Raw genomic sequence first — 20,319 nt, forward strand, 5'->3', positions numbered from 1 at the left:
ACACTTAAACCTGATTTATTGTATTTCATCGTATTTATTTAGATCTTTAGAAGGTAGTAATTACGTAGAGATGCATAAATTTTTAATAGTCCTGTATCTATTTTCAAGTGCTGCCTATTCTCAAATAGGCATAGGTACTGTTACTCCACATCCAGATGTGATTTTAGATGTTAATGGCGCCTTACGCGTGCGTAATTATTCAGAAGGTAAAGATAGTGCTGCAAAAGATTCATTAGTAGTTTTTGATGGTAGAGGCGTACTGCAAAGAATTTCAACTAAAAAATTATTATCAAATATTGATAAATCTTTGGTTAAGGCTAAACTTACCACCAATCAAAGTATTTCTGTAGCTTCATATATTACGATAGTATTTAATTCTAAGGATTTTGATTTAAAAAATGAGTTCAATACGGCTACTGGCGTATTCAGCGCAAAGGATTCTGGAATCTACAGAGTTTCTGCACAAATCAGAACAGCAGGATTAAGTGCTGGTGATTTGGGACTTGCGGTATATAAAAGTGATTCAGGAGGTAGTAATTTGAAAAAAATTGCTGAAGAGCGGTTTCTCAATTTTTCTGTTTTAGGAATTAATGTTTCTCCACCTACACGTTCGGTTTCTACCTTAGTTGAACTTTCGGCAGGTGAAGAAATATCTTTTAAATTATACACGCTTGTAGGTTTAAGTCTGGCAGGTTCTTCATCAGGGTTTGACTCTTTCTGTGCTATAGAACAAGTTCATTAAGCTTTATTGAGTTCTAAGATCGTTAAGCCTAAACGTATTTTGTGGTAGTCCATTTTTTCTTCAAAATGCTCAAAATATGCTTTTAGTGTTTCTGGGTTATCCAAGGTTACTTTTGCTTTTTCGATCTGAGATACTTCTTTTTGAGAAACATATTGAAAAAGATCTATTTGTTCACCATCTAGAGCCAGTTTGGCGATATGAGAATAAATAGTTGTGTCTTTAAGGTCTCTTTTCTTGGCAATTTCTTCGATTGATAAACCGTCTTTAATTAAGGAGTAGGTTACTTGATGTGTTGCGGTTTTGCTACCTTTTTTCTTTAATTTTTCAGATTGAAATTCTTGAATGGCTTGTATGAAATCATCACCGTACACCTCTAATTTACGCTGTCCCACTCCGCTTATTTCTAACAATTCCATTTCGCTCAGAGGTCGTACACGCTCCATTTCTTGAAGTGTTTTATCACTAAAAACTAAATAGGCAGGAATTCCTTCATCTTTTGCAATATCTGCACGTAGTAAACGTAATTTTTCAAATAAAGCATTGGTTTTTTTAGATTTCTTTTTCTCAACCGTAACCGTTTCATGTTCTGGTAATTCTACAGGTATCGTTAAGCTTACCTTTTTTCCTTCAAATAAAACCGCCTTGCTTGATGCTGTAAGGTGTAAACTATTACGTAAGTGAAACGCTATTTCACAATACCCTTGATTAATTAATTGTAAAAAGTAATGCTGCCAATCTTTCCAAGATAGATCAGATCCAATCCCGTATGTACTAAGTTGGTCAAGTTCTTTGTCTAATATTGCTGCATTTTTAGCCCCTCTTAGAATATCAATTAGAATACCTATAGGCTGACTCTCTTTTGCGCGAGCAATTGTACTAAGAGCTTTCTGTGCGATTATAGTACCGTCAAAAAATTGAGGCGGATTTTTACAGACATCGCAATTGCCGCAATCTTCTTCTAAAAACTGACCAAAGTAACTGAGTAGTATTTTTCTTCGGCATGTAGTTGCTTCGGCATATTGTTTCATGCGATCCAACTTGGCATTTTGCACATCTTCGTTAGCCGCACCTTGAGTAAAGCGTTTCAGTTGTAGTACATCTGCATAACTATGGAATAATAATGCATTTGATTTTAAACCATCACGACCGGCCCTTCCAATTTCTTGATAATACCCCTCCAGATTTTTAGGCATATTATAATGTATTACCCATCTCACATTAGACTTATCTATTCCCATCCCAAAAGCTACAGTCGCACAAACCACCTGAGTTTTATCATAAATAAAATCTTCTTGTACACGGGTACGTTCTTCAAAGTCTAGACCCGCGTGATACGAGGTAGATTTGATTCCAATCGCATTTAAGGCATCAGAAACACTTTCTGTAGTTTTTCTACTCAGGCAATAGATGATTCCGCTTGTGCCAGATCGCTTTTTTAAAAATTCTTTAATCTGGTCTAATCTTTTATCTGCAGCACGAACTTCTAATTCAATATTAGGTCGATCAAACGAACTTAAGAATTGTTGTGCATTTGAAATTGCAAGTTGGTCTGCAATATCTTTTCGTGTAGCCTTATCTGCTGTGGCAGTTAAAGCTATTACCGGTGTATTAGGCAGCGACTTTTTTAAGAAGCCTAATTGCTGGTAGGAAGGTCTAAAGTCGTGTCCCCAAGATGAGATACAATGCGCCTCATCTATAGCTATCATACTTATATACGTCTCACTCAGTAATGGAGTAAGGCCAGATAAACTTTCTGGGGCAACATAGAGTAATTTAAGTTTTCCCTCTGCAGCTCTAGCGATGATATCTTGTTGTTCGTGCGTTGTTTGACTACTATTGTAGAAATCTGCCTCAATTCCGTTTGCTTTAAGACCATCTACCTGATCTTTCATCAAAGCGATTAATGGGGAAATTACAAGTGTAAATCCCTTAAATAACAATGCCGGTAATTGAAAGCAAATAGATTTACCACCACCGGTAGGCATAATCACGATTGCGTCATTACCTTCAACGACTGTCTTAATTATGGCGCCTTGTTGATTTCTAAAACTATCATAACCAAAATAGGTTTTGAGCGTGGTTAAAAGGGTGGCACTATCTATCTCAGGATGCATAAAATAATTTTGTGCAAAAAAACGGAATTTTGAAGCCAATTACACCCCTTTTGAGATCTAAATGATAGTGTCGTGAGAGTAGAAATGCTAAGATACTGAAAGTATTCAGAGTAAGGTTTTATACTGAAAATGTACTGATTAAATGTAATAAAAGACATTGACAGTTGCAGGATTTCTTAAGAAAGATCAATTAGTAGTATTTATAAATTTAGAATTAGAATAAATGTATCTAACGGTTTTACTGAATAAAATTAAATGCTGTTAAATTGAATAAAAACCTACACGTTTAAAAACGTACCTTTGCATCAAATTTACTTCACATGCAGTCATTTGACGATTTTAAAATAAACAAACAACTTCGATACGCAATAGAAGATCTGGGCTTTACCCATCCTACGCCTATTCAACAAGAGGCATTTTCTGTGGTACGTTCTGGCCGCGATGTTGTAGGAATTGCACAAACCGGTACCGGTAAAACTTTTGCTTATACCTTACCTATACTTGAAGGTTTAAAATTTTCAAAACAAGTAAATCCACGTGTTTTAATAATGGTTCCTACTCGAGAGCTGGTTATACAAGTTGTGGATCAAGTAAAAAGTTACGGTAAGTATAGCTCCATACGTGTGCTTGGTATTTATGGTGGTGCAAATATAAATGTTCAAAGACAAGAGGTTGCCCAGGGATGTGATATCCTCGTTGCTACTCCAGGACGTTTATACGACCTCGCTGTAAGTCGTAATCTTGAATTAAAATCTGTCAAGCAACTAATTATTGATGAAGTAGATGTGATGCTTGACTTAGGCTTTAGATATCAACTTGTAAATATTTTTGATTTAATGCCACCGCGCAGGCAAAATATTATGTTTTCTGCGACAATGACTGATGAAGTTGATGAATTGATGGACACCTTTTTTACGGCTCCAGAACGTATTCAAGTCGCTTTAAGTGGTACGCCTCTAGAATCAATTGAACAATCGTACTACGAGTTACCTAATTTTTATACTAAAGCCAACTTACTTATTAAGCTATTAAAAGATAAGCAGGAGTATACGAAGAACTTGGTTTTTGTTTCAAATAAAAAACACGCTGATCGTTTATACACGGTTCTTGAAGAAGTTTATGGTAACGAGGTAGGAGTGATACACGCTAATAAAACTCAGAATTACCGTATTAATGCTATAGGTCAATTTGATGCTGGTAGCTACCGTATTTTAGTAACAACTGATGTTATGGCTCGCGGACTCGATCTCGATCAAGTTACGCACGTTTTTAATATGGATGTTCCTCGTTTTCCTGAAAACTATATGCATCGTATAGGACGTACAGGTAGAGCCGGTACTACAGGTAAAAGTATTTTAATGGGAACTCCTGACGAACTTGAAAAAAGACAGGAGATCGAAGCATTAATGGAAAAGTCCATTAGTCAAAAGGAACTGCCGGAAGATCTTGAAATTTCTACACGATTATTACCTGAAGAGGAACCAGAATATGTAGAAATAAATAATCCGAATAAGCGTAATGAGTCTAAAGGAGCTAGTTTCCACGAAAAAAGTGAGAAAAATCAAAAAGTGAACTTAGGAGGTAGTTACCGCAGAGAAATAGCTAAAAAATATAAAAAACCTAAAACCCGCGGGGATAAAAACTACAACCGCCGTAACAAAAAATAAATTTCGGTTTTTAAGATTTTAAATTATAAAAAAATAAGCTCTTGGATTTCCAAGGGCTTATTTTTTTATAATTAAATTCCGAATGTTATGTCCCAGAACCCGAATACAATAATGGCATTAACAAGCATAAATATAAATGCAGGAGATGATTTTATAAAACCATCTTTAATATAAAGTCTGGTTATAAATCCCATAAACATAAGAAGTGATAAACCACCTGCACTAAATATAACTAAGGTAGTATTTAGAAAAAGACCGATAAGTAAGCCCGCGCCACCCATTATCTGCAAATAACCAACGAGTATGCGCCATTTAGAAAGATTAAAACGATCAAATTCGTTTATCATTTGCTGTGTAGTCAGGCAACTCATACCATATAGAATAAAGCTTAATCCGGTAATAAGCGCTAAACCTTGATAGACCATCAGCACTAGTTAATAAGTTTAAGATGTACCGCTGCAACAAATAAACTTAAAACTAATAACAGCAAGGATGGGAGATATTTATGAAAAGGATTTTTAACTTTTATATGCGCAAGTTGAGCACAAATCATTAAAAAAGCCATTATAAGTGCAGGAACTGCAACTAGCTTATCATACCATATACCTGCAACTAGTAATGTAGAAAGCGCAATTTTAGTAGCACCTACACAGTTTCGCGTTAGATCTGATAAACCATACTCTTTAAATTCATTTACAATATTTTCCCATCTAAAAACCCAGACAATTACTATAGATAAGGCAATTATAAGTTGTGCAATTGTAGCTATTAATTCCATATACATTTTTTGATGAAATTATAGATATGTTAGCTACAAATTGGTTTATGTGAATTAATCTTTAGTTAAAAGACTTTCAAAAAATATGAACACATTATTTTGATACCAATTTTGATAATGAAATCGGAATATGATTGTTAAATTGGTCTCTTATAAAAGACGGTATTTTATAAAGTATACCAGTTGAGAATATTTATGAAACGCAAAGACGAGGTTAATTTATATATAGTAGGTGCTGGAGTTAGTGGTTTAATTGCTGCACAAATTTTAGAAAGTAAAGGATATAGTCCTACTATTATCGAAGCCACAGATCGGGTAGGAGGAAGAATTAAAACAGATCTAGTTGAAGGTTACCAATTAGATCATGGTTTTCAAGTAATGCTTGAGGCGTATCCCAAATCGCAAGAATATTTAGATTATGAATCTCTGGAATTGCAACCTCTTTTACCGGGAGCGATACTACTTAAAGACGGAAGCACTCAAACTCTGGGCGATCCATTGCGTACATTAAGTCTGGCTATACCTACCGTACTAGCTTCTGCAGGAAGTATTAGAGATAAAATTAAAATTCTAAAACTTAACAATGCGCTATCAGATAAAAGTCTTGAAGCTATTTTTAATTCTGAAGAGCTTACAACCTTAAAGTATCTGAAGAACTATGGGTTTTCAGATCGTATTATAAATTCTTTTTTCAAACCTTTCTTTAGCGGTATTTTCTTAGAGGGAGAGCTACAAACATCAAGCAGAATGTTTGAGTTCATTTATAAGATGTTTGGTGAAGGATTAGCTGTTATTCCCAAAGCGGGAATAGGCGCTATTGCAGATCAATTAAAAGGTAAATTAAAGAAGACAAAATTTTTATTTAATACAAGAGTTCAGCAAATTACAAGTGAGAAAATTATTCTTGAAGATAATACGGAATTAATTTCTGACAGTACACTAATTGCAACTGAAGCGAGTACTTTAGTAAGTAACCTAAAAAATCAAGGCGTAGACTGGAAATCAGTTGATAATCTTTACTTTGAGGTAGATTCACTGCGCATTGATAAGCCTATAATAGGTTTGTTTCATAAAAAATCAAGTTTGATAAATAATATTTTTTATCCCAGTATTCTGGAGACAGAATCTTCTGGTAAAAAACATATATTATCGGTATCAATTGTTCGAGAACATAATTTTTCAGAAAGTGAACTTATCGAAGCCATAAAACTAGAACTTAAGGAACAAGCTAATATTTTGAACTGTAGGTTTCTCAAACGATATCATATTGCTAAGGCACTACCTAAACTTGAAAATGTACGCTACAGTATTCCTCCCACCGAAACTCAACTTATGACAGGCATATTTCTTGCAGGTGATCAGCAACTCAACGGTTCGCTTAACGCAGCAATTTTAAGTGGTGAACAGGCAGCTCTAGGATTATTACAAGTACTTGAAGGTGGTTTGATTAAATAATGAATTTAAATAGCACCATCCCAATCTAAAACATCACCGGGTTGCATAGTACTTAAATTTAAATTCCCCACCCGTACACGAACTAATCGTAAGGTAGGACAGTTTATTGCAGAGGTCATTTTACGCACTTGTCTAAACTTTCCTTCTTTAATAATTATACTCAGCCACGTAGTAGGACCATGGCGCGCGTCGCGTATTTTTTTGCCACGTTCTGGAAAGTTAGGCAGTTGCTCTATACGCTTTACAGTACAGGGTTTTGTTATATACTTTTTACCGTCAAATCCTATTTTAATACCAGCTCGCAATTGATCGAGTTCATATTCATTAGGATCGCCATCAACAAGAGCATAATATTCTTTCTCAATACCACTTCGATTTATGAGATCACTCAATTTACCATCTGTAGTCATAAGTAATAGACCTTCAGACTTTTCATCTAGCCTGCCGATAGGCATACTACCAGAAGGCCAATCATATAATTCTGCCAGAAATTTTTTCTTACGTGTTTGATGTAAATCATTAGATCCTAACTGACTAATCACCCCATAGGGTTTAAAAAGAAGGTAATGCTTAGGTTGACTCAATGCTCAAATATTTGGTATCACAAAAATAAGATAAATGCGCACATCTGGTAGCTGCTTCAGGTTTAACAAGATCTCATGCTGTCGTTTGAGGTAATGATTTATTTTTGATTTTTATATTCAATTGCCAAACCCTATATGTCTTTAAAAAAGAAACGGAAAAATCAAGCAAAAATCTTAAGAAATTTTAGAGCGCTTCACCGCTCCATGGGTGCATTATTATTTGTGTTCTTCTTTGTGATTTCAATCTCAGGTCTACTTTTAGGTATTAAAAAAAATAGTGGTTCTTTAATGCTTCCGAAGACACAAACGGGAACAACTTCAGAGTTAAAAAACTGGCTGCCCTTGTCTGATTTAAAAGAAAAAGCCATACGTGTTTTAGAAGATTCTGTTTCGTCAGAGTTATCCACAGAATTAGATAGAATAGATGTGCGTGATGAAAAAGGCATCGTCAAATTCATTTTTGCAAAACATTATTATGGGATTCAATTAGATGGGGCAACGGGAGCAGTTTTGAGTATTGGTAAGCGAAGATCTGATGTAGTAGAAAACATACACGACGGCTCAATTATAGACAATTATTTGGGAACTAATGGATATGTGAAACTTATATATACCATTGTAATGAGTGTCGCATTACTTGTATTTACCATAACCGGTTTCTGGTTGTGGTATGGCCCAAAATATATGCGTAAAACCAGTAGATAATAATTTTTGAGTGTAAAATATGTTTAAACAATTTGGCGGTAAAATTACTCCAGAATTAGTCAAACGCTATCAGAAATCACCAAATTGGAGAGATGGTAAATTCCATAATCTGGAAGAAACATCTATGGATGTGCGTCTTTCAGAAATGCCCGGATTGTTATATAAATTATTCTTTGGAAAAGGATCGGGTTTTACTCCAGATAAAAATTTAGCCATTGAAGAATTTAATACGGATGCATTTTTAGCTCCATCTAATTCTACAAAATATATTTGGTATGGACACGGTGTATATCTCTTACGAATAAATAACAAAACGCTTCTCATCGACCCTATGTTGGGACCCGATTCTGCTCCTATATCTCCAGCAACAACTCCGCGTTTTTCAAAGAATACATTAGCCTTAATTGATGATTTTCCTCCTATAGATTTAATGCTTTTAACTCACGATCATTATGACCACCTTGATTACGCGAGTATGAAAAAATTAATTCCTAAAATAAAGAACTTTTATGTGGCTTTGGGATGTGGAAGACATTTAGAATCTTGGGGAGTAAATGCTAGAAATATTCAAGAGTTTGACTGGTGGAATTCTGCAAATTTTGAAGGTATTAAAATAACGTTTACTCCAAGTCGTCATTTCTCTGGTCGTGGTTTGTTAGACCGTGCAAAATCGCTTTGGGGTGGCTGGGTATTTGATACCTCTACCGAAAAATTATATCATTCTGGTGATGGTGGTTATGGCAAACATTTTAAAGAAATAGGTGAAAAGCTGGGGCCGTTTGATCTTGGTTTTATGGAGTGTGGTCAATATGGTGAAAAATGGCATCAAATACATATGTTTCCAGAGGAAAGTATCCAGGCTGCGCTAGATGCAAAGGTAAATTTAGCAACTCCTTATCATTGGGCTGGATTTAAACTTGCATTGCATAGCTGGACAGAACCGGCAACAGATTTTGTTCATCAAGCTAAATTAAAATCTGTAAAATACACACTTCCAAAGTTGGGTGAATTGATGTCACTTAACAATGTAAAGACAAAGGAGTGGTGGACAAATCAATAGAGGGGATTAAAAGAATCTCAGTAAATCAAGCAATGAGTCCTGTGATTAATAAGCTGTTTATTATTAAAAGATTAAGTCTTTAGCAATAATTGTAGTTTGTATGATTTACAACCATTAAATAGCTTAGCTTTGCGCCTTCAAAAAAAAGACGCTATGAAACGTATCACTGCTTACCGTAAGTTATTTAACACAGATAAAACTTCTGATCTTAAGCAACTTAAAACTGCATATAGAAATCTTGTTAAAGAATGGCATCCAGATAAATTTCAGGATGGAGATGCTTTAAAAGAAGAAGCAGAACTTAAAAGCAGGGAGATTATTGATGGTTACCACTTTCTTGTGAGTATCGCTCCAGAAACGGTAGCAGCTAACTTAGAAACATATAAAGCTACAATTAATACTGAAGGTATTGCAGATTATCAACATAAAGGACTTTTATTAGAAATTACATTTACAGATGGTAGCACGTTTGAATACTTTGGTGTTCCGCGTAATGTATTTTTAAAATTCCATAATGCAGGTAATCAAGTTCGTTTTGCAAAGCGAAATATTTACACTAGCTACACCTATCGCAAATCTAAGCGAGAATTACAAGAAGCATAATTTAAAACTATCACTTATAGGTGACTAAGAAAGCTATATATGCTGTAATACTGGCAGCCTGCATTGCAGGACTTAATGGTGTTCTCATAAAAGCTATGCCTAGTCTTACAACGGGTACCATCGGCTGGTTTAGAGTAGGTGTACCCGTTCTCTTTTTATTACCGTCCCTACTTTATAATAAAGAGATTAGGATTAAAGGGAATAGGAAGATGCTCCTACTAGCAACCGTAATTAATGCAATTAGATTGTATTTTTATCTAGTTGCTTTTATGTATACTTCTATAGGTAATGCTGTAGTTTTATTTTACGTGTATCCTTTATTTGTAACACTCATAGAAACTCTAGTTTATAAATCTCCCATTAGAAAAATTCAAGTTTATCTAATGATATTGGCATTTATAGGTATTGGTATTACCTACTTAAATAAACCATTTTCTTTTGAATCAAATGATTTTATAGGTATGTTGGCGTCATTATTATCTGCTGTAGGTTACGCTTCTTTTGTTTGTATTTTTAAGAGACAAACTACTAGTTATAATAAAAAGCAATTACTATTTTTTCAGAATATAGGGGGAGCGGTATTATTTGCACCCTTTCTTTTTGCGATGGATAATGTAGCCATACCAGAGCTTGGTATTGCAGTATTTTACGCTGCTCTAATTGGTCTAGGAGTTTTTAGCTTATTCTTTTTCGGCTTAAAGTATTTAAACCCTACGACTGCTACTTCTCTAATGTATCTTGAAGTAATAAGTGCGGTTTTGCTAAGTTATTTTGTTTTAGGAGAGCAGCTTACCTGGAATACTTATTTGGGAGGTAGTTTTATACTGATGAGTAGCTTTTTTATCTCTCGTCTTAACCGAAAGCTCTCTTAGCAATATTATTTACGTGTTAATCTTAACCTAGGTTAGGTACTTCCGTTAAAGTTACTTTAAATAGGTTCTTCCCTTTTTTTATTAGTACATAATTGACGTTATTTTACTAAATAAAATAAAAATATGAGCCAGGTAAAAGCATACGGAGCAGCAGATGCTCAAGCAGAATTAAAACAATTAACTATTGAGCGCAGAGAAGTAAAACCGCGCGACGTAAAAATTAAAATTACATATTGCGGTGTATGTCATAGTGATATTCATACGGTGCGTAACGATTGGGGTGGATCTCAGTATCCTGTAGTTCCTGGTCACGAGATTATAGGTAAAGTTCTTGAAGTAGGAAATGAAGTAACGAACTTTAAAGTAGGAGACACGGTAGGTGTAGGTTGTATGGTAGATTCTTGTCGGGAATGTGAACCATGTAAAAGTGACCTGGAGCAGTTTTGCGATAAGGGTATGGTAGGAACTTACAACGGAAAAGACAAGCACCTGGGTGGTCATACTTTTGGTGGATATTCTGAAGAAATTATTGTAGACAACTATTATGTTCTTAATGTTCCTGAAAATCTAGATGAAAAAGCGGTAGCTCCCTTACTATGTGCAGGTATTACAACATTTTCACCTCTTAATCACTGGAAGATAAAAAAAGGGGATAAAGTAGGTGTAATAGGTTTAGGTGGCTTAGGTCATATGGGTATTAAGTTTGCTCACGCTATGGGAGCACACGTAGTTATGATTACAACTAGTCCGGAAAAAGGAAAAGATGCTAAACGTCTTGGAGCAGATGAAGTTCTGGTTTCTAAGGATGCTGAAGCAATGAAAAAACATAACGGTAGTTTTGATTTCTTATTAAATACTGTTCCAGTAGGACATGATACTAATCCATATTTGAATTTATTGAAAATCGATGCGACTATGTGTATGGTAGGAGCGGTAGAACCCTTAGAGCCTATGCACGGTGGTAATCTTATCATGGGGCGCAAGCGAATTGCCGGTTCATTAATTGGCGGAATTAAAGAAACTCAAGAAATGCTAGATTTCTGTGGAGATAATAATATCGTTAGTGATATTGAAATGATCGATATGAATACGATCAATGATGCTTATGAGCGCGTTATTAATGGTGACGTTAAATATCGTTTTGTTATAGACATGGAATCTTTACGAAAAGAATAATTCTCATAAAATATCTAAAAAAAAGAGTCCAACTTATTGTTGAACTCTTTTTTTTTAGATCATTCTTTTAAATTAACTATTCAGAATTGTCTTAATACCACGAAGTGCTACCAGCGATCTGTTGGATTTCATTTTAAGTTCGTTAATAAGTTCTAGTAAGGCCTTCTCAAGCAGAAAAGTCTCTAAAACAACTCTGTAATCATCTTTATTTTGAGGAATTAGCGAGGTATTTTTTATAGTGTTTATATACCCATTGAGATAAAATCGAGTTGCATAATAATACCAGGCATCTGCCCATTTTTCTTGATCTTCATCATCAAATTCTTCTCTAAAATTTTTCTTTAATAAAGGTTCATAAGCTGCATAATGAAAAGAACGAATCATCGAGGCAATATCACGTAAGCCCGACCTTAAAATACGGCGTTCACTAAATGCTTTAGAAGGATCACCTTCAAAATTTATAAATATAAAATCCTTTCCGGTCCACAGTAAATTTTTCAATTGGAAATCTCCGTGTGTACGTATTTTTAAAGTATCTATTTTGTGTTTAAATACACGTTTGAAGCAATGCAAAATTTCGTCTTTCCGCTTTAAAATCTGACTCGCCTCTTCACCGATGTGATCGGGTAGTGCTGGTAATTCTTTTTTAAGTGTCGTAAAAGCTTCGCGTGTTAAACTCTGCAAGGAGGAATATAATGAGCGCTGATAATGTAATGAAAAAGGTTCTTGCTCTAACCCAGAAAATCCTTTGAGATTAGATAGAGCTATATGCATTTCTGCACTGCGCTTTCCTAATAGACTCAAGCGCTCTGGAATAATATTTTCAATTAGCTCTTGCTCACGATTGGTTAAATTCTCAAACAATAGCGGTACCGTACGCAGAGCAGCGTGTAATTGAAATTGATGTGGGTGTTCTTGTGTTTCAACACGTTCAATGTAGCGCTCTGCTTCATCAGTGGTATTTTCCCAACCGGTGCCAGCATTAATTACCACATCCTGCATCATCCCTAATACAACATTATTTTTATTCTGAGTTGCATACATGATACTTCCCATGTAATCTGGTGTATTTTTAAACTCAACCGTTTCGGTAAGGTATTGTGAGATTTCTGCATCTGGGTTTATCGTACTATCTAACCTGCGGTATAGTTTTAGAAAATAACGATGCTCATAAATTATTGAAGTATTACTTTGTTTAGTCTCTAACAAGCGTGAATTAACGTGTTTTAATTCAGCATCAGGAGAAACTGTTCCTTTTTTAAAGTTTAGGCTTTCCTTACTAAGACGTAACGATTTGTTTTCTTGAAGTGCATTAAATAAGAAGGTTCTAAAAGGTTCTACATAAACAGCATCTACCAGTAGGCCTTCCTGCTTTTCTAACTTCAGCTTTGCTATAATTCCTGTATTCGGAATATTTTCAACCAGGTGTTCCTTTGAATTCTCTACGAAACAAACCGGTAATTGATAAATTTCTGGAAGCCCCTCATTAAAGATAACCTCGATAATAAGATTTTTTATCGGCAACTCTGGTAAGGAAAGATCTAGTTTATTAGTTATAGAAATTCTCTGAACAATGCGATCTTGAGCTCCAAACCAGTATTTATCATTAAAATAAAGTGGCAGTACTTTTTCTTCGAGATATTTGCTGTTCTTCGTATTGAATAAATTTTCCCAGCTTTTAATAGTTAGTTCTTTAACCGGGTTCTCTTGCTCAAAAATGTCTGGAGCTGTAAGTGAAAACCAATAATAACCGTGCGGAGCTAATGTAAATAAATAGGGCTGATTTGTGATTTTAGGAAATTTATTTCGGCTGAAGACTTCAACCGGGGTGTAGTCTTTAAATTCGTCTAATTCAAGTTCAACAGCTTGTGAAAAACGAGAGAGGTTTGCTAATACGAGTATAGTTTCCCCTTGATACGATCTGGTAAACGTTAGAATTTTAGCGTTTGAAGGAGAAAGGAAATGAATATCCCCACGACCAAATGCTTTATAATTTTTACGCATATTTAATATACGCTTCATCCACCATAGAAGCGATGAAGGATTCATTTGCTGGGCTTCGACATTTACAGATTCTGCACGATACTGCGGATCAATTATAGTAGGCAAGTATAACCTTTGAGGATTAGCCATAGAAAAACCCGCATTACGATCTGCTGTCCATTGCATCGGTGTACGCACACCATCGCGATCCCCTAGATAAAAATTATCTCCCATACCTATCTCATCTCCATAATAAAGAACTGGTGTACCAGGTAATGAGAAAAGAAGAACATTCATAAGTTCGATCTTACTTCTGTTATTATCCAGTAATGGCGCCAGACGTCTGCGAATTCCGACATTTATCTTGGCTTTGGGATCTTGAGAGTATACTTTATACATATAATCCCGCTCCTCATCAGTAACCATCTCTAAGGTTAATTCATCGTGATTCCGCAAGAAAATTGCCCATTGGCAAGCTTCGGGAATATCTGGAGTTTGATCTATAATATCTATAATAGGATACCGGTCTTCCATCTTTACAGCCATAAACATACGAGGCATAATAGGGAAGTGATAATTCATATGACACTCATCACCATCGCCAAAATAGGCTGCAGAATCTTCTGGCCACATATTTGCTTCGGCGAGTAAGAGTTTATTATCATATTTGGCATCTATACGTGCTCTAAGTTTTTTAAGGAATACGTGAGTTTCAGGTAGATTTTCACAATTTGTACCATCACGTTCAAATAAATAGGGTACGGCATCAAGTCTAAAACCATCTACACCAAGCTCACACCAGAAATCCATAATATTAAAGACCTCTTCCTGTACTTCGGGATTATCAAAATTAAGATCTGGTTGATGTGAAAAAAATCGATGCCAGTAATAGGCATTAGCCTCTGCATCCCAGGTCCAGTTTGAAGGTTCTGTATCTGTAAAAATGATACGAGCATCTTCATATTTCTCAACTGTATCACTCCACACATAATAATCTCTGTATTTAGAACCTATTTCAGCTTTTCTTGAACGTTGAAACCATTCATGCTGATCTGAAGTGTGATTTATAACAAGCTCAGTAATTACTTGTAAACCCCGGTTGTGTGCCTCTTCAATAAATCTCTTGAAGTCTTCAATTTCTCCATAGGACTTATTAATAGTATAATAATCTGCAATATCATAACCATCATCGCGTAATGGAGAAGGATAAAAGGGGAGGAGCCAGATTGCCGTAACTCCCAAGTCTTCTAGATAATCTAGCTTTTGTAATAAGCCTTCAAAATCTCCAATGCCATCACCATTACTGTCAAAAAAAGCTTTGATATGTAATTCATAAATGATGGCATCTTTATACCAGTTTTTTTGATCGTCTTCCGTGAGTATGTTGGCCATATGCTTTTCTAGATTGAAGATTAATATGTGTGAGCTATAAAAGTAAAGAAGCCATTAAAAACAACCCGTTAAATAATATTTAAAGGTCAAATAAATTAAGAGCTCTCACCAAGGTTAGTGTAGTATTAAATGTCTTTTGAGTATTAAAAAACAGATAAATAGAATTTAATGCATTGTATACATAAATTAGTCTATATTTGTATCGTTAAATTATTTAAATGACAACGTAACAACTGCAAATAAATCTTTTAATAGCAATAGTGCAGTACACATTTTATAAGTAAAAAGCTCTCGAGGCAAGTTTCAATTTAAATACGGGTGAAGTCTTCTTCACTTATGAGATTCAAATACTACTTCTTCCATAGTTCTAAAACATCAGAACCTTTTAAAATCCCTGTAATTTAAAAATTAAAACCAGAAAGCATATATAGGTTTTAGTTGTAATTTTAAAGTATGAATGCAATACAACGATTTGTAAATAAATTAATTAATAATAGAGTAAACGTAATGAAAGAAGGAACAGTAAAATTTTTTAATAACGCTAAAGGTTTTGGATTTATTAAACCTGAAGGATCTGACGAGGATGTTTTTGTACACGCAAGTGGTCTTATTGACGAAGTACGCGAAAACGACCGCGTAGAATTTGAAACCGAAAGAGGTAAAAAAGGAATCAACGCGATTAATGTACGTGTGATTGACTAATCATATAGACAGTTAAAAAGCTAAAAAGCCTTCTTTATGAGGGCTTTTTTTATGTCTTAAAATTCAAGTTTGCCCATTAATTTCAATTAATTTTGAAGATTATTAGTACCTATTACAAGAATGTTAGAACAAGAATCAGAATTTACCAATTCGTTTAGCGAAGAGGATATTGCTAATTGCATTGCGGTATTAGAACACCTTAATACCAATACTAACCTTATTTTTGAGTTACCCAAAGAGCAGCGCATAGCGCTGTTAAAATCTTCAGGAAAATTATCCCGACCAAATAGAGATGAATTTTCACGAAGAAAGAAAGATGCTAAGAAAGCTCAAAAGCGAAAACAAGCAGCTAGAGACAAAGCTGCGCGTAAAGAAACCGGAATACGCAGTGCCCGGGAGGCATCAATATTTACTGCGCCAAAACTTCTTGCAGCAGCAGATCTAAGTGCTATTGAGACTCAAGAATTACAAACGCCACGTAACTGTTATGTTTGTAAAACTGAATTTACAAAGCTTCATCACTATTACGACACCATGTGTACCGAGTGTGGTGATTTTAATTACGCAAAACGTTTTCAAAATGCAGATTTAACTGGGCAGGTTGCTATAATCACCGGTTCGCGTTTAAAAATAGGTTATCATATAACTTTAATGTTATTGCGGGCGGGAGCAACGGTGGTGGCTACAACACGTTTTCCGGTAGATTCTGCAATACGATTTTCTAAGGAAGATGATTACCATAAATGGGCAGATCGTCTTAAAATTCACGGTCTTGATCTTAGACATATTCCTAGTGTTGAAATATTCTGTAACTATATTGAACAACGCTATGAGCGTCTGGATATATTGATAAATAACGCAGCCCAAACGGTGCGAAGACCTTCCGGATTTTACCAGCATTTAATGGCAAATGAGGAAAAACCATTTTGCGAATTACCAAAATACGTGAGTCAGACACTTCAGGATCATATTGAATGTTTAGACGAACTGAAATCATTAGGTACAACTGCTAGTGCAAATCGCAATATGCCGGTTACCTGGCACGGACCCGAACCTGGAATTGGAATACGTGCTTCAGCGAAATTATCGCAAATCCCGTATAGTTTTGACAATTCATTACAGGCTTCAGAAGTATTTCCGGAGGGTAAACTGGATGCCGACTTGCAACAAGTAGATTTGCGTAAAACCAATAGCTGGCGACTTAAACTAGGTGAAATTGAAACTACAGAAATGATCGAGGTTCAGCTCGTAAATTCTGTAGCACCATTTGTATTATGTAACCGTCTTTCAGAAATAATGAAGAAAGATCATACAGGTAAAAAACATATCATAAATGTTTCAGCTATGGAAGGTAAATTCCATAGATTTTTTAAAGAGGATAGGCATCCACATACTAATATGGCTAAAGCTGCGCTAAATATGTTAACACATACAGCGGCTGGAAGTCTTGCAAAAGAAGGTATTTATATAAATGCTGTAGATACGGGTTGGGTAACCGATGAAGATCCTGCCGAACTAGCAAAACGAAAAATTGAAGAGCACGATTTTCAACCACCCTTAGATATAGTGGATGGTGCAGCACGCGTAATTGATCCGTTATTTGATGGCATTAATACAGGGAAACACTGGAGCGGTAAATTTTTAAAAGATTATTTCCCTATAGACTGGTAATTATGGAACAACCAAACAATCCTTTACACGGTATTACTTTAAAAGTTATTCTTGAGCGCCTGGTTGCACATTATGGCTGGGAGGAACTAGCAAATCGTATAAAAATCAACAGCTTTAAATCTAATCCATCGATCAACTCAAGTTTAAAATTTTTGAGAAAAACGGAATGGGCGAGAGAAAAGGTAGAAAATCTATATTTACGCACAAAGAATATTAGTGACAATTAATTAGATATCTATTTTTATATTCTTAGCTAGTCAGTCTTGTATAGTTTAGTGAAAAATAGCTTGACGCCTCCGTCAAGCTATTTTTTTGTATTTATTTTCAGATTCGTTTTTAGGTTTACAAAGAGATGGAATATTATAAGTATCTTCGGAAGCTTTTAATGGGAGAATTCCTCTTGATGGTGAAATTTGATTACAAATTTATCTAAAACTATTACGATGAACTTTTCTATAGAACAGATTACAACCTTACTTGATGCAAAACAAATAGGGAAAACCAGTGTACAATTTACTGGTCTTAACCATTTAGAGAAAGCTACAGAAAAACAAGTAAGCTTTATAGGTACTTCAAAGCATGCAAAATTATATAACTCATCTAATGCAGGAGCAATTGTAATAAGTGAAAATCTACAACATCTAGTTTCCGGAGATAAACCACTGCTCGTGGTATCTAATGCAGATTTAGCGATGGCAAAACTCCTTGCACTTTTTGAACCTGAAGCACCTTATATTGAGGCAGACATTCATCCACTTGCTACCGTACATCATTCTGCTCAAATAGGAAAGGATGTTTCAATAGGAGCGGGATGTTACATTGGAGCAAATGTTATTATTGAAGACGAAGTAGTTATTTAACCTAATGTTACTATCCTTGACGATTCAAAAATAGGTCTGAAAACAGTTATATGGCCGGGAACGGTCATTAGAGAGCGCTCTCAAATAGGTTCATATTGCATTTTTCATAATAATGTAAGTATTGGTGCTGATGGTTTTGGTTATCGACCTAGTGAAGATGGTCGCGGTTTAATTAAAATTATTCATATTGGAAATGTTGTAATTGGTAATGCTGTTGAAATAGGAGCCAATTCTTGTGTAGATCGAGCTAAATTTGATTCAACAATAATAGGTGACGGATGCAAAATCGATAACCTCGTACAAATAGGTCACAATTGTATTTTAGGAAGATGTTGTATAATGGCAGGTCATAGTGGCTTAGCTGGTTCGGTAACTTTAGGTGACGGTGTTATCATAGGCGGTAGCGCTTCTATTAAAGATCACACAACTATACATGCTGGTGCAGTTATAGCTGCAGGCTCTGGAGTAATGGGTGATGTAGCTGCAGGTAAAACGATGCTTGGATACCCTGCAACAGAATCAAGAGATAAACTTAGAGAGTGGGCTGCTGTACGTAAACTAGGTAAAAATTAAAGTTGAAAGCGATAAAGTAATTCTAACTTAAATAATGCGCCTTTAGCTAAAGGCGTATTTAATTGATCGCGATTATCGCCTAGATAAAACAGACTTAAACCCAGGTCAACTTTATCACTTTCTTCAAAAACTTTATAGGTGCGTGTTATTGAATAACCCGCTTTAGCTTTTAAGAATAAACCTTTATAAAGCGGATAACGCACATACGCGAAAAATTCAGTTGTATTTTTTGCGAAGTATTCTTTATTGGTTCCAAAATATGGATCAGCTAGTGCATAACTTGATGTAAGTCCGTTTACATCCCCGCCAATATTAATTTCATCGGTGATCATGTAATTTAGATCTCCATTTATAGTAGTAATATACGCTTCAAATCGCTCATTTGCACTGGTATAGTAAAATCCCACATAAGGAACTAAAAACAATCCAAATTTTTCAGAATTAGCATACATTCCAAATTTCCAGCTAAAATTCTCATTCTTTTTTAGGGTTGCTAATGCCAATCCCCCTAATTGAAAAGCATCTGTGGTAATAAAATCAAGATCTGATGCGATTTTTGGAATAATCAAATATGTTATTGCCAGACGATCTGAATACTTGTGATTTATACCCAAAGCTATACTTAATGAAGCCAAAGTCGTTTTGTCAATGAATGTTGGATCTAGTCTCAAATTATTTGACTCCATTATCAAACTGGAAATCAACGTGTTTTTATCATCGAGAATTTTAGGAAATGTTATTTGAAATTCTAATTCATTGACGCTGGTTTGCTGATTGGAGTTCTCAAAATCTGCGTTTGATGTAGTAGAGTAGGAGAGATTTGCAAGATCAATATAATTTTGCGCGTGTGTGATGGAAGACAGTAGGAGCGCCAGCAGGAATATTTTAGAATTCATCAAACGAATATACTTATTTAAGAATAGGTTTTTGATGCTTTTTTTTTTAAAGCCCTCAATAAACCAGAAGGCATAAAAAAAGCGCAATCAATTAAGATTACGCTTAGCAATTAAATCTATTTAAAAACTATCCTGAAATTTTTTCAGATTCATTTTTAATGTTATTCTTTAATTTAGCATAGTTATCTGCTACTGTATCTTCAACCTCAGTATAGGTGTCTTTAAGTCTTGCTTCAGCATCTTGATATGATTCTTTAAGTTTTGCACCAGCCTCGTTCAATTTGTTTTTGATCTTTTCTTTCTCTTCAGGAGTAGAGTTTTTGTATTTATACCATGCGAATAGACCACCGGCTAATCCTAAAAGTGCTACTAATCCAGTTTTCTTGTTAGATGATTTCATATTGTAAAAAATTTAGTTGTTCAAATTTATAAGTACAAAGTACATTCCATTATTCTGATTGTCAGTAGACTTTAATATAAGTTTAA

The 20,319-nt window shown here is 35.0% G+C and carries 20 protein-coding genes; 13 read left to right on the top strand and 7 right to left on the bottom strand.

Annotation, left to right across the window (positions count from 1 at the left end; translation table 11 throughout):
- The first annotated feature begins 70 nt into the window (after positions 1-70).
- A complete protein-coding gene (locus DSM00_RS05090) occupies positions 71-742 on the top strand; it encodes a complement C1q domain-containing protein (RefSeq protein WP_128756947.1) in 672 nt (223 codons plus the stop codon).
- Here the strand turns inward: DSM00_RS05090 and recQ are convergent.
- Positions 739-2,856 (bottom strand): DNA helicase RecQ, encoded by a 2,118-nt coding sequence (gene recQ, locus DSM00_RS05095; RefSeq protein ID WP_128756948.1) that lies wholly within the window; start codon positions 2,854-2,856, stop codon positions 739-741. The genes DSM00_RS05090 and recQ overlap by 4 nt on opposite strands.
- A 320-nt stretch (positions 2,857-3,176) precedes the next feature.
- On the opposite strand from recQ, the gene DSM00_RS05100 reads away from it, so the two are divergent.
- Positions 3,177-4,523, top strand: a complete 1,347-nt coding sequence (locus tag DSM00_RS05100) for a DEAD/DEAH box helicase (protein ID WP_128756949.1) — start codon at positions 3,177-3,179, stop codon at positions 4,521-4,523.
- A 71-nt stretch (positions 4,524-4,594) separates the two neighbouring features.
- On the opposite strand, the gene DSM00_RS05105 is transcribed toward DSM00_RS05100, so the two are convergent.
- Together DSM00_RS05105 and DSM00_RS05110 are read right to left on the bottom strand one after the other, a co-directional pair.
- Positions 4,595-4,948, bottom strand: a complete 354-nt coding sequence (locus DSM00_RS05105) for a DoxX family protein (protein WP_128756950.1) — start codon at positions 4,946-4,948, stop codon at positions 4,595-4,597.
- Positions 4,949-4,953: 5 nt separating this feature from the next.
- Positions 4,954-5,301 carry a DoxX family protein gene (locus tag DSM00_RS05110; RefSeq protein ID WP_128756951.1) on the bottom strand — a complete coding sequence of 116 codons (348 nt, stop codon included), beginning with the start codon at positions 5,299-5,301 and terminating at the stop codon, positions 4,954-4,956.
- 195 nt (positions 5,302-5,496) lie between these two features.
- On the opposite strand from DSM00_RS05110, the gene DSM00_RS05115 reads away from it, so the two are divergent.
- The gene (locus tag DSM00_RS05115) at positions 5,497-6,756 is read left to right on the top strand and encodes an NAD(P)/FAD-dependent oxidoreductase (RefSeq protein ID WP_128756952.1); all 1,260 of its coding nucleotides are present in this window, start codon (positions 5,497-5,499) and stop codon (positions 6,754-6,756) included.
- Positions 6,757-6,761: 5 nt separating this feature from the next.
- Here DSM00_RS05115 and DSM00_RS05120 read toward each other — a convergent pair whose 3' ends face one another.
- On the bottom strand, positions 6,762-7,340 hold the full coding sequence (locus tag DSM00_RS05120) for a pseudouridine synthase (RefSeq protein WP_128756953.1): 579 nt from the start codon (positions 7,338-7,340) through the stop codon (positions 6,762-6,764).
- A 135-nt stretch (positions 7,341-7,475) separates the two neighbouring features.
- Between DSM00_RS05120 and DSM00_RS05125 the strand changes: the two genes are divergently transcribed.
- The 5 genes from DSM00_RS05125 (at position 7,476) to DSM00_RS05145 (ending at position 11,756) form a co-directional block, all read left to right on the top strand.
- On the top strand, positions 7,476-8,045 hold the full coding sequence (locus tag DSM00_RS05125; protein ID WP_128756954.1) for a PepSY-associated TM helix domain-containing protein: 570 nt from the start codon (positions 7,476-7,478) through the stop codon (positions 8,043-8,045).
- A gap of 19 nt (positions 8,046-8,064) precedes the next feature.
- Complete coding sequence (locus DSM00_RS05130) at positions 8,065-9,105, top strand: MBL fold metallo-hydrolase (RefSeq protein ID WP_128756955.1); 1,041 nt, start codon at positions 8,065-8,067, stop codon at positions 9,103-9,105.
- 153 nt (positions 9,106-9,258) lie between these two features.
- Positions 9,259-9,708 (top strand): KTSC domain-containing protein, encoded by a 450-nt coding sequence (locus DSM00_RS05135; protein WP_128756956.1) that lies wholly within the window; start codon positions 9,259-9,261, stop codon positions 9,706-9,708.
- A 20-nt stretch (positions 9,709-9,728) separates the two neighbouring features.
- Positions 9,729-10,580: a DMT family transporter gene (locus DSM00_RS05140; protein WP_128756957.1), complete on the top strand. Its 852-nt coding sequence runs from the start codon at positions 9,729-9,731 to the stop codon at positions 10,578-10,580.
- Between the two features lie 123 nt (positions 10,581-10,703).
- The gene (locus DSM00_RS05145) at positions 10,704-11,756 is read left to right on the top strand and encodes an NAD(P)-dependent alcohol dehydrogenase (RefSeq protein WP_128756958.1); all 1,053 of its coding nucleotides are present in this window, start codon (positions 10,704-10,706) and stop codon (positions 11,754-11,756) included.
- 72 nt (positions 11,757-11,828) lie between these two features.
- On the opposite strand, the gene treS is transcribed toward DSM00_RS05145, so the two are convergent.
- Positions 11,829-15,131 (bottom strand): maltose alpha-D-glucosyltransferase, encoded by a 3,303-nt coding sequence (gene treS, locus DSM00_RS05150; protein ID WP_128756959.1) that lies wholly within the window; start codon positions 15,129-15,131, stop codon positions 11,829-11,831.
- A 507-nt stretch (positions 15,132-15,638) separates the two neighbouring features.
- Here treS and DSM00_RS05155 point away from each other — a divergent pair.
- From DSM00_RS05155 to DSM00_RS15745, 5 genes are all read left to right on the top strand, one after another.
- A complete protein-coding gene (locus DSM00_RS05155) occupies positions 15,639-15,833 on the top strand; it encodes a cold-shock protein (RefSeq protein WP_028375283.1) in 195 nt (64 codons plus the stop codon).
- 120 nt (positions 15,834-15,953) lie between these two features.
- Positions 15,954-17,504 carry an SDR family NAD(P)-dependent oxidoreductase gene (locus DSM00_RS05160; protein WP_128756960.1) on the top strand — a complete coding sequence of 517 codons (1,551 nt, stop codon included), beginning with the start codon at positions 15,954-15,956 and terminating at the stop codon, positions 17,502-17,504.
- Between the two features lie 2 nt (positions 17,505-17,506).
- Positions 17,507-17,731, top strand: a complete 225-nt coding sequence (locus tag DSM00_RS05165) for a VF530 family protein (protein ID WP_128756961.1) — start codon at positions 17,507-17,509, stop codon at positions 17,729-17,731.
- Positions 17,732-17,947: 216 nt separating this feature from the next.
- Positions 17,948-18,364, top strand: a complete 417-nt coding sequence (locus DSM00_RS15740; RefSeq protein ID WP_317127831.1) for an LpxD N-terminal domain-containing protein — start codon at positions 17,948-17,950, stop codon at positions 18,362-18,364.
- A 12-nt stretch (positions 18,365-18,376) separates the two neighbouring features.
- Positions 18,377-18,937, top strand: coding sequence for a UDP-3-O-(3-hydroxymyristoyl)glucosamine N-acyltransferase (locus DSM00_RS15745; protein ID WP_317127834.1), 561 nt, complete (start codon positions 18,377-18,379; stop codon positions 18,935-18,937).
- Here the strand turns inward: DSM00_RS15745 and DSM00_RS05175 are convergent.
- Positions 18,934-19,833 carry a DUF6268 family outer membrane beta-barrel protein gene (locus tag DSM00_RS05175; protein ID WP_128756962.1) on the bottom strand — a complete coding sequence of 300 codons (900 nt, stop codon included), beginning with the start codon at positions 19,831-19,833 and terminating at the stop codon, positions 18,934-18,936. The genes DSM00_RS15745 and DSM00_RS05175 overlap by 4 nt on opposite strands.
- 127 nt (positions 19,834-19,960) lie before the next feature.
- A complete protein-coding gene (locus tag DSM00_RS05180) occupies positions 19,961-20,233 on the bottom strand; it encodes a YtxH domain-containing protein (RefSeq protein WP_128756963.1) in 273 nt (90 codons plus the stop codon).
- Between the last annotated feature and the right edge of the window lie 86 nt (positions 20,234-20,319).

Source organism: Leeuwenhoekiella aequorea (assembly GCF_004104375.1).
GTDB lineage: Bacteria > Bacteroidota > Bacteroidia > Flavobacteriales > Flavobacteriaceae > Leeuwenhoekiella > Leeuwenhoekiella aequorea.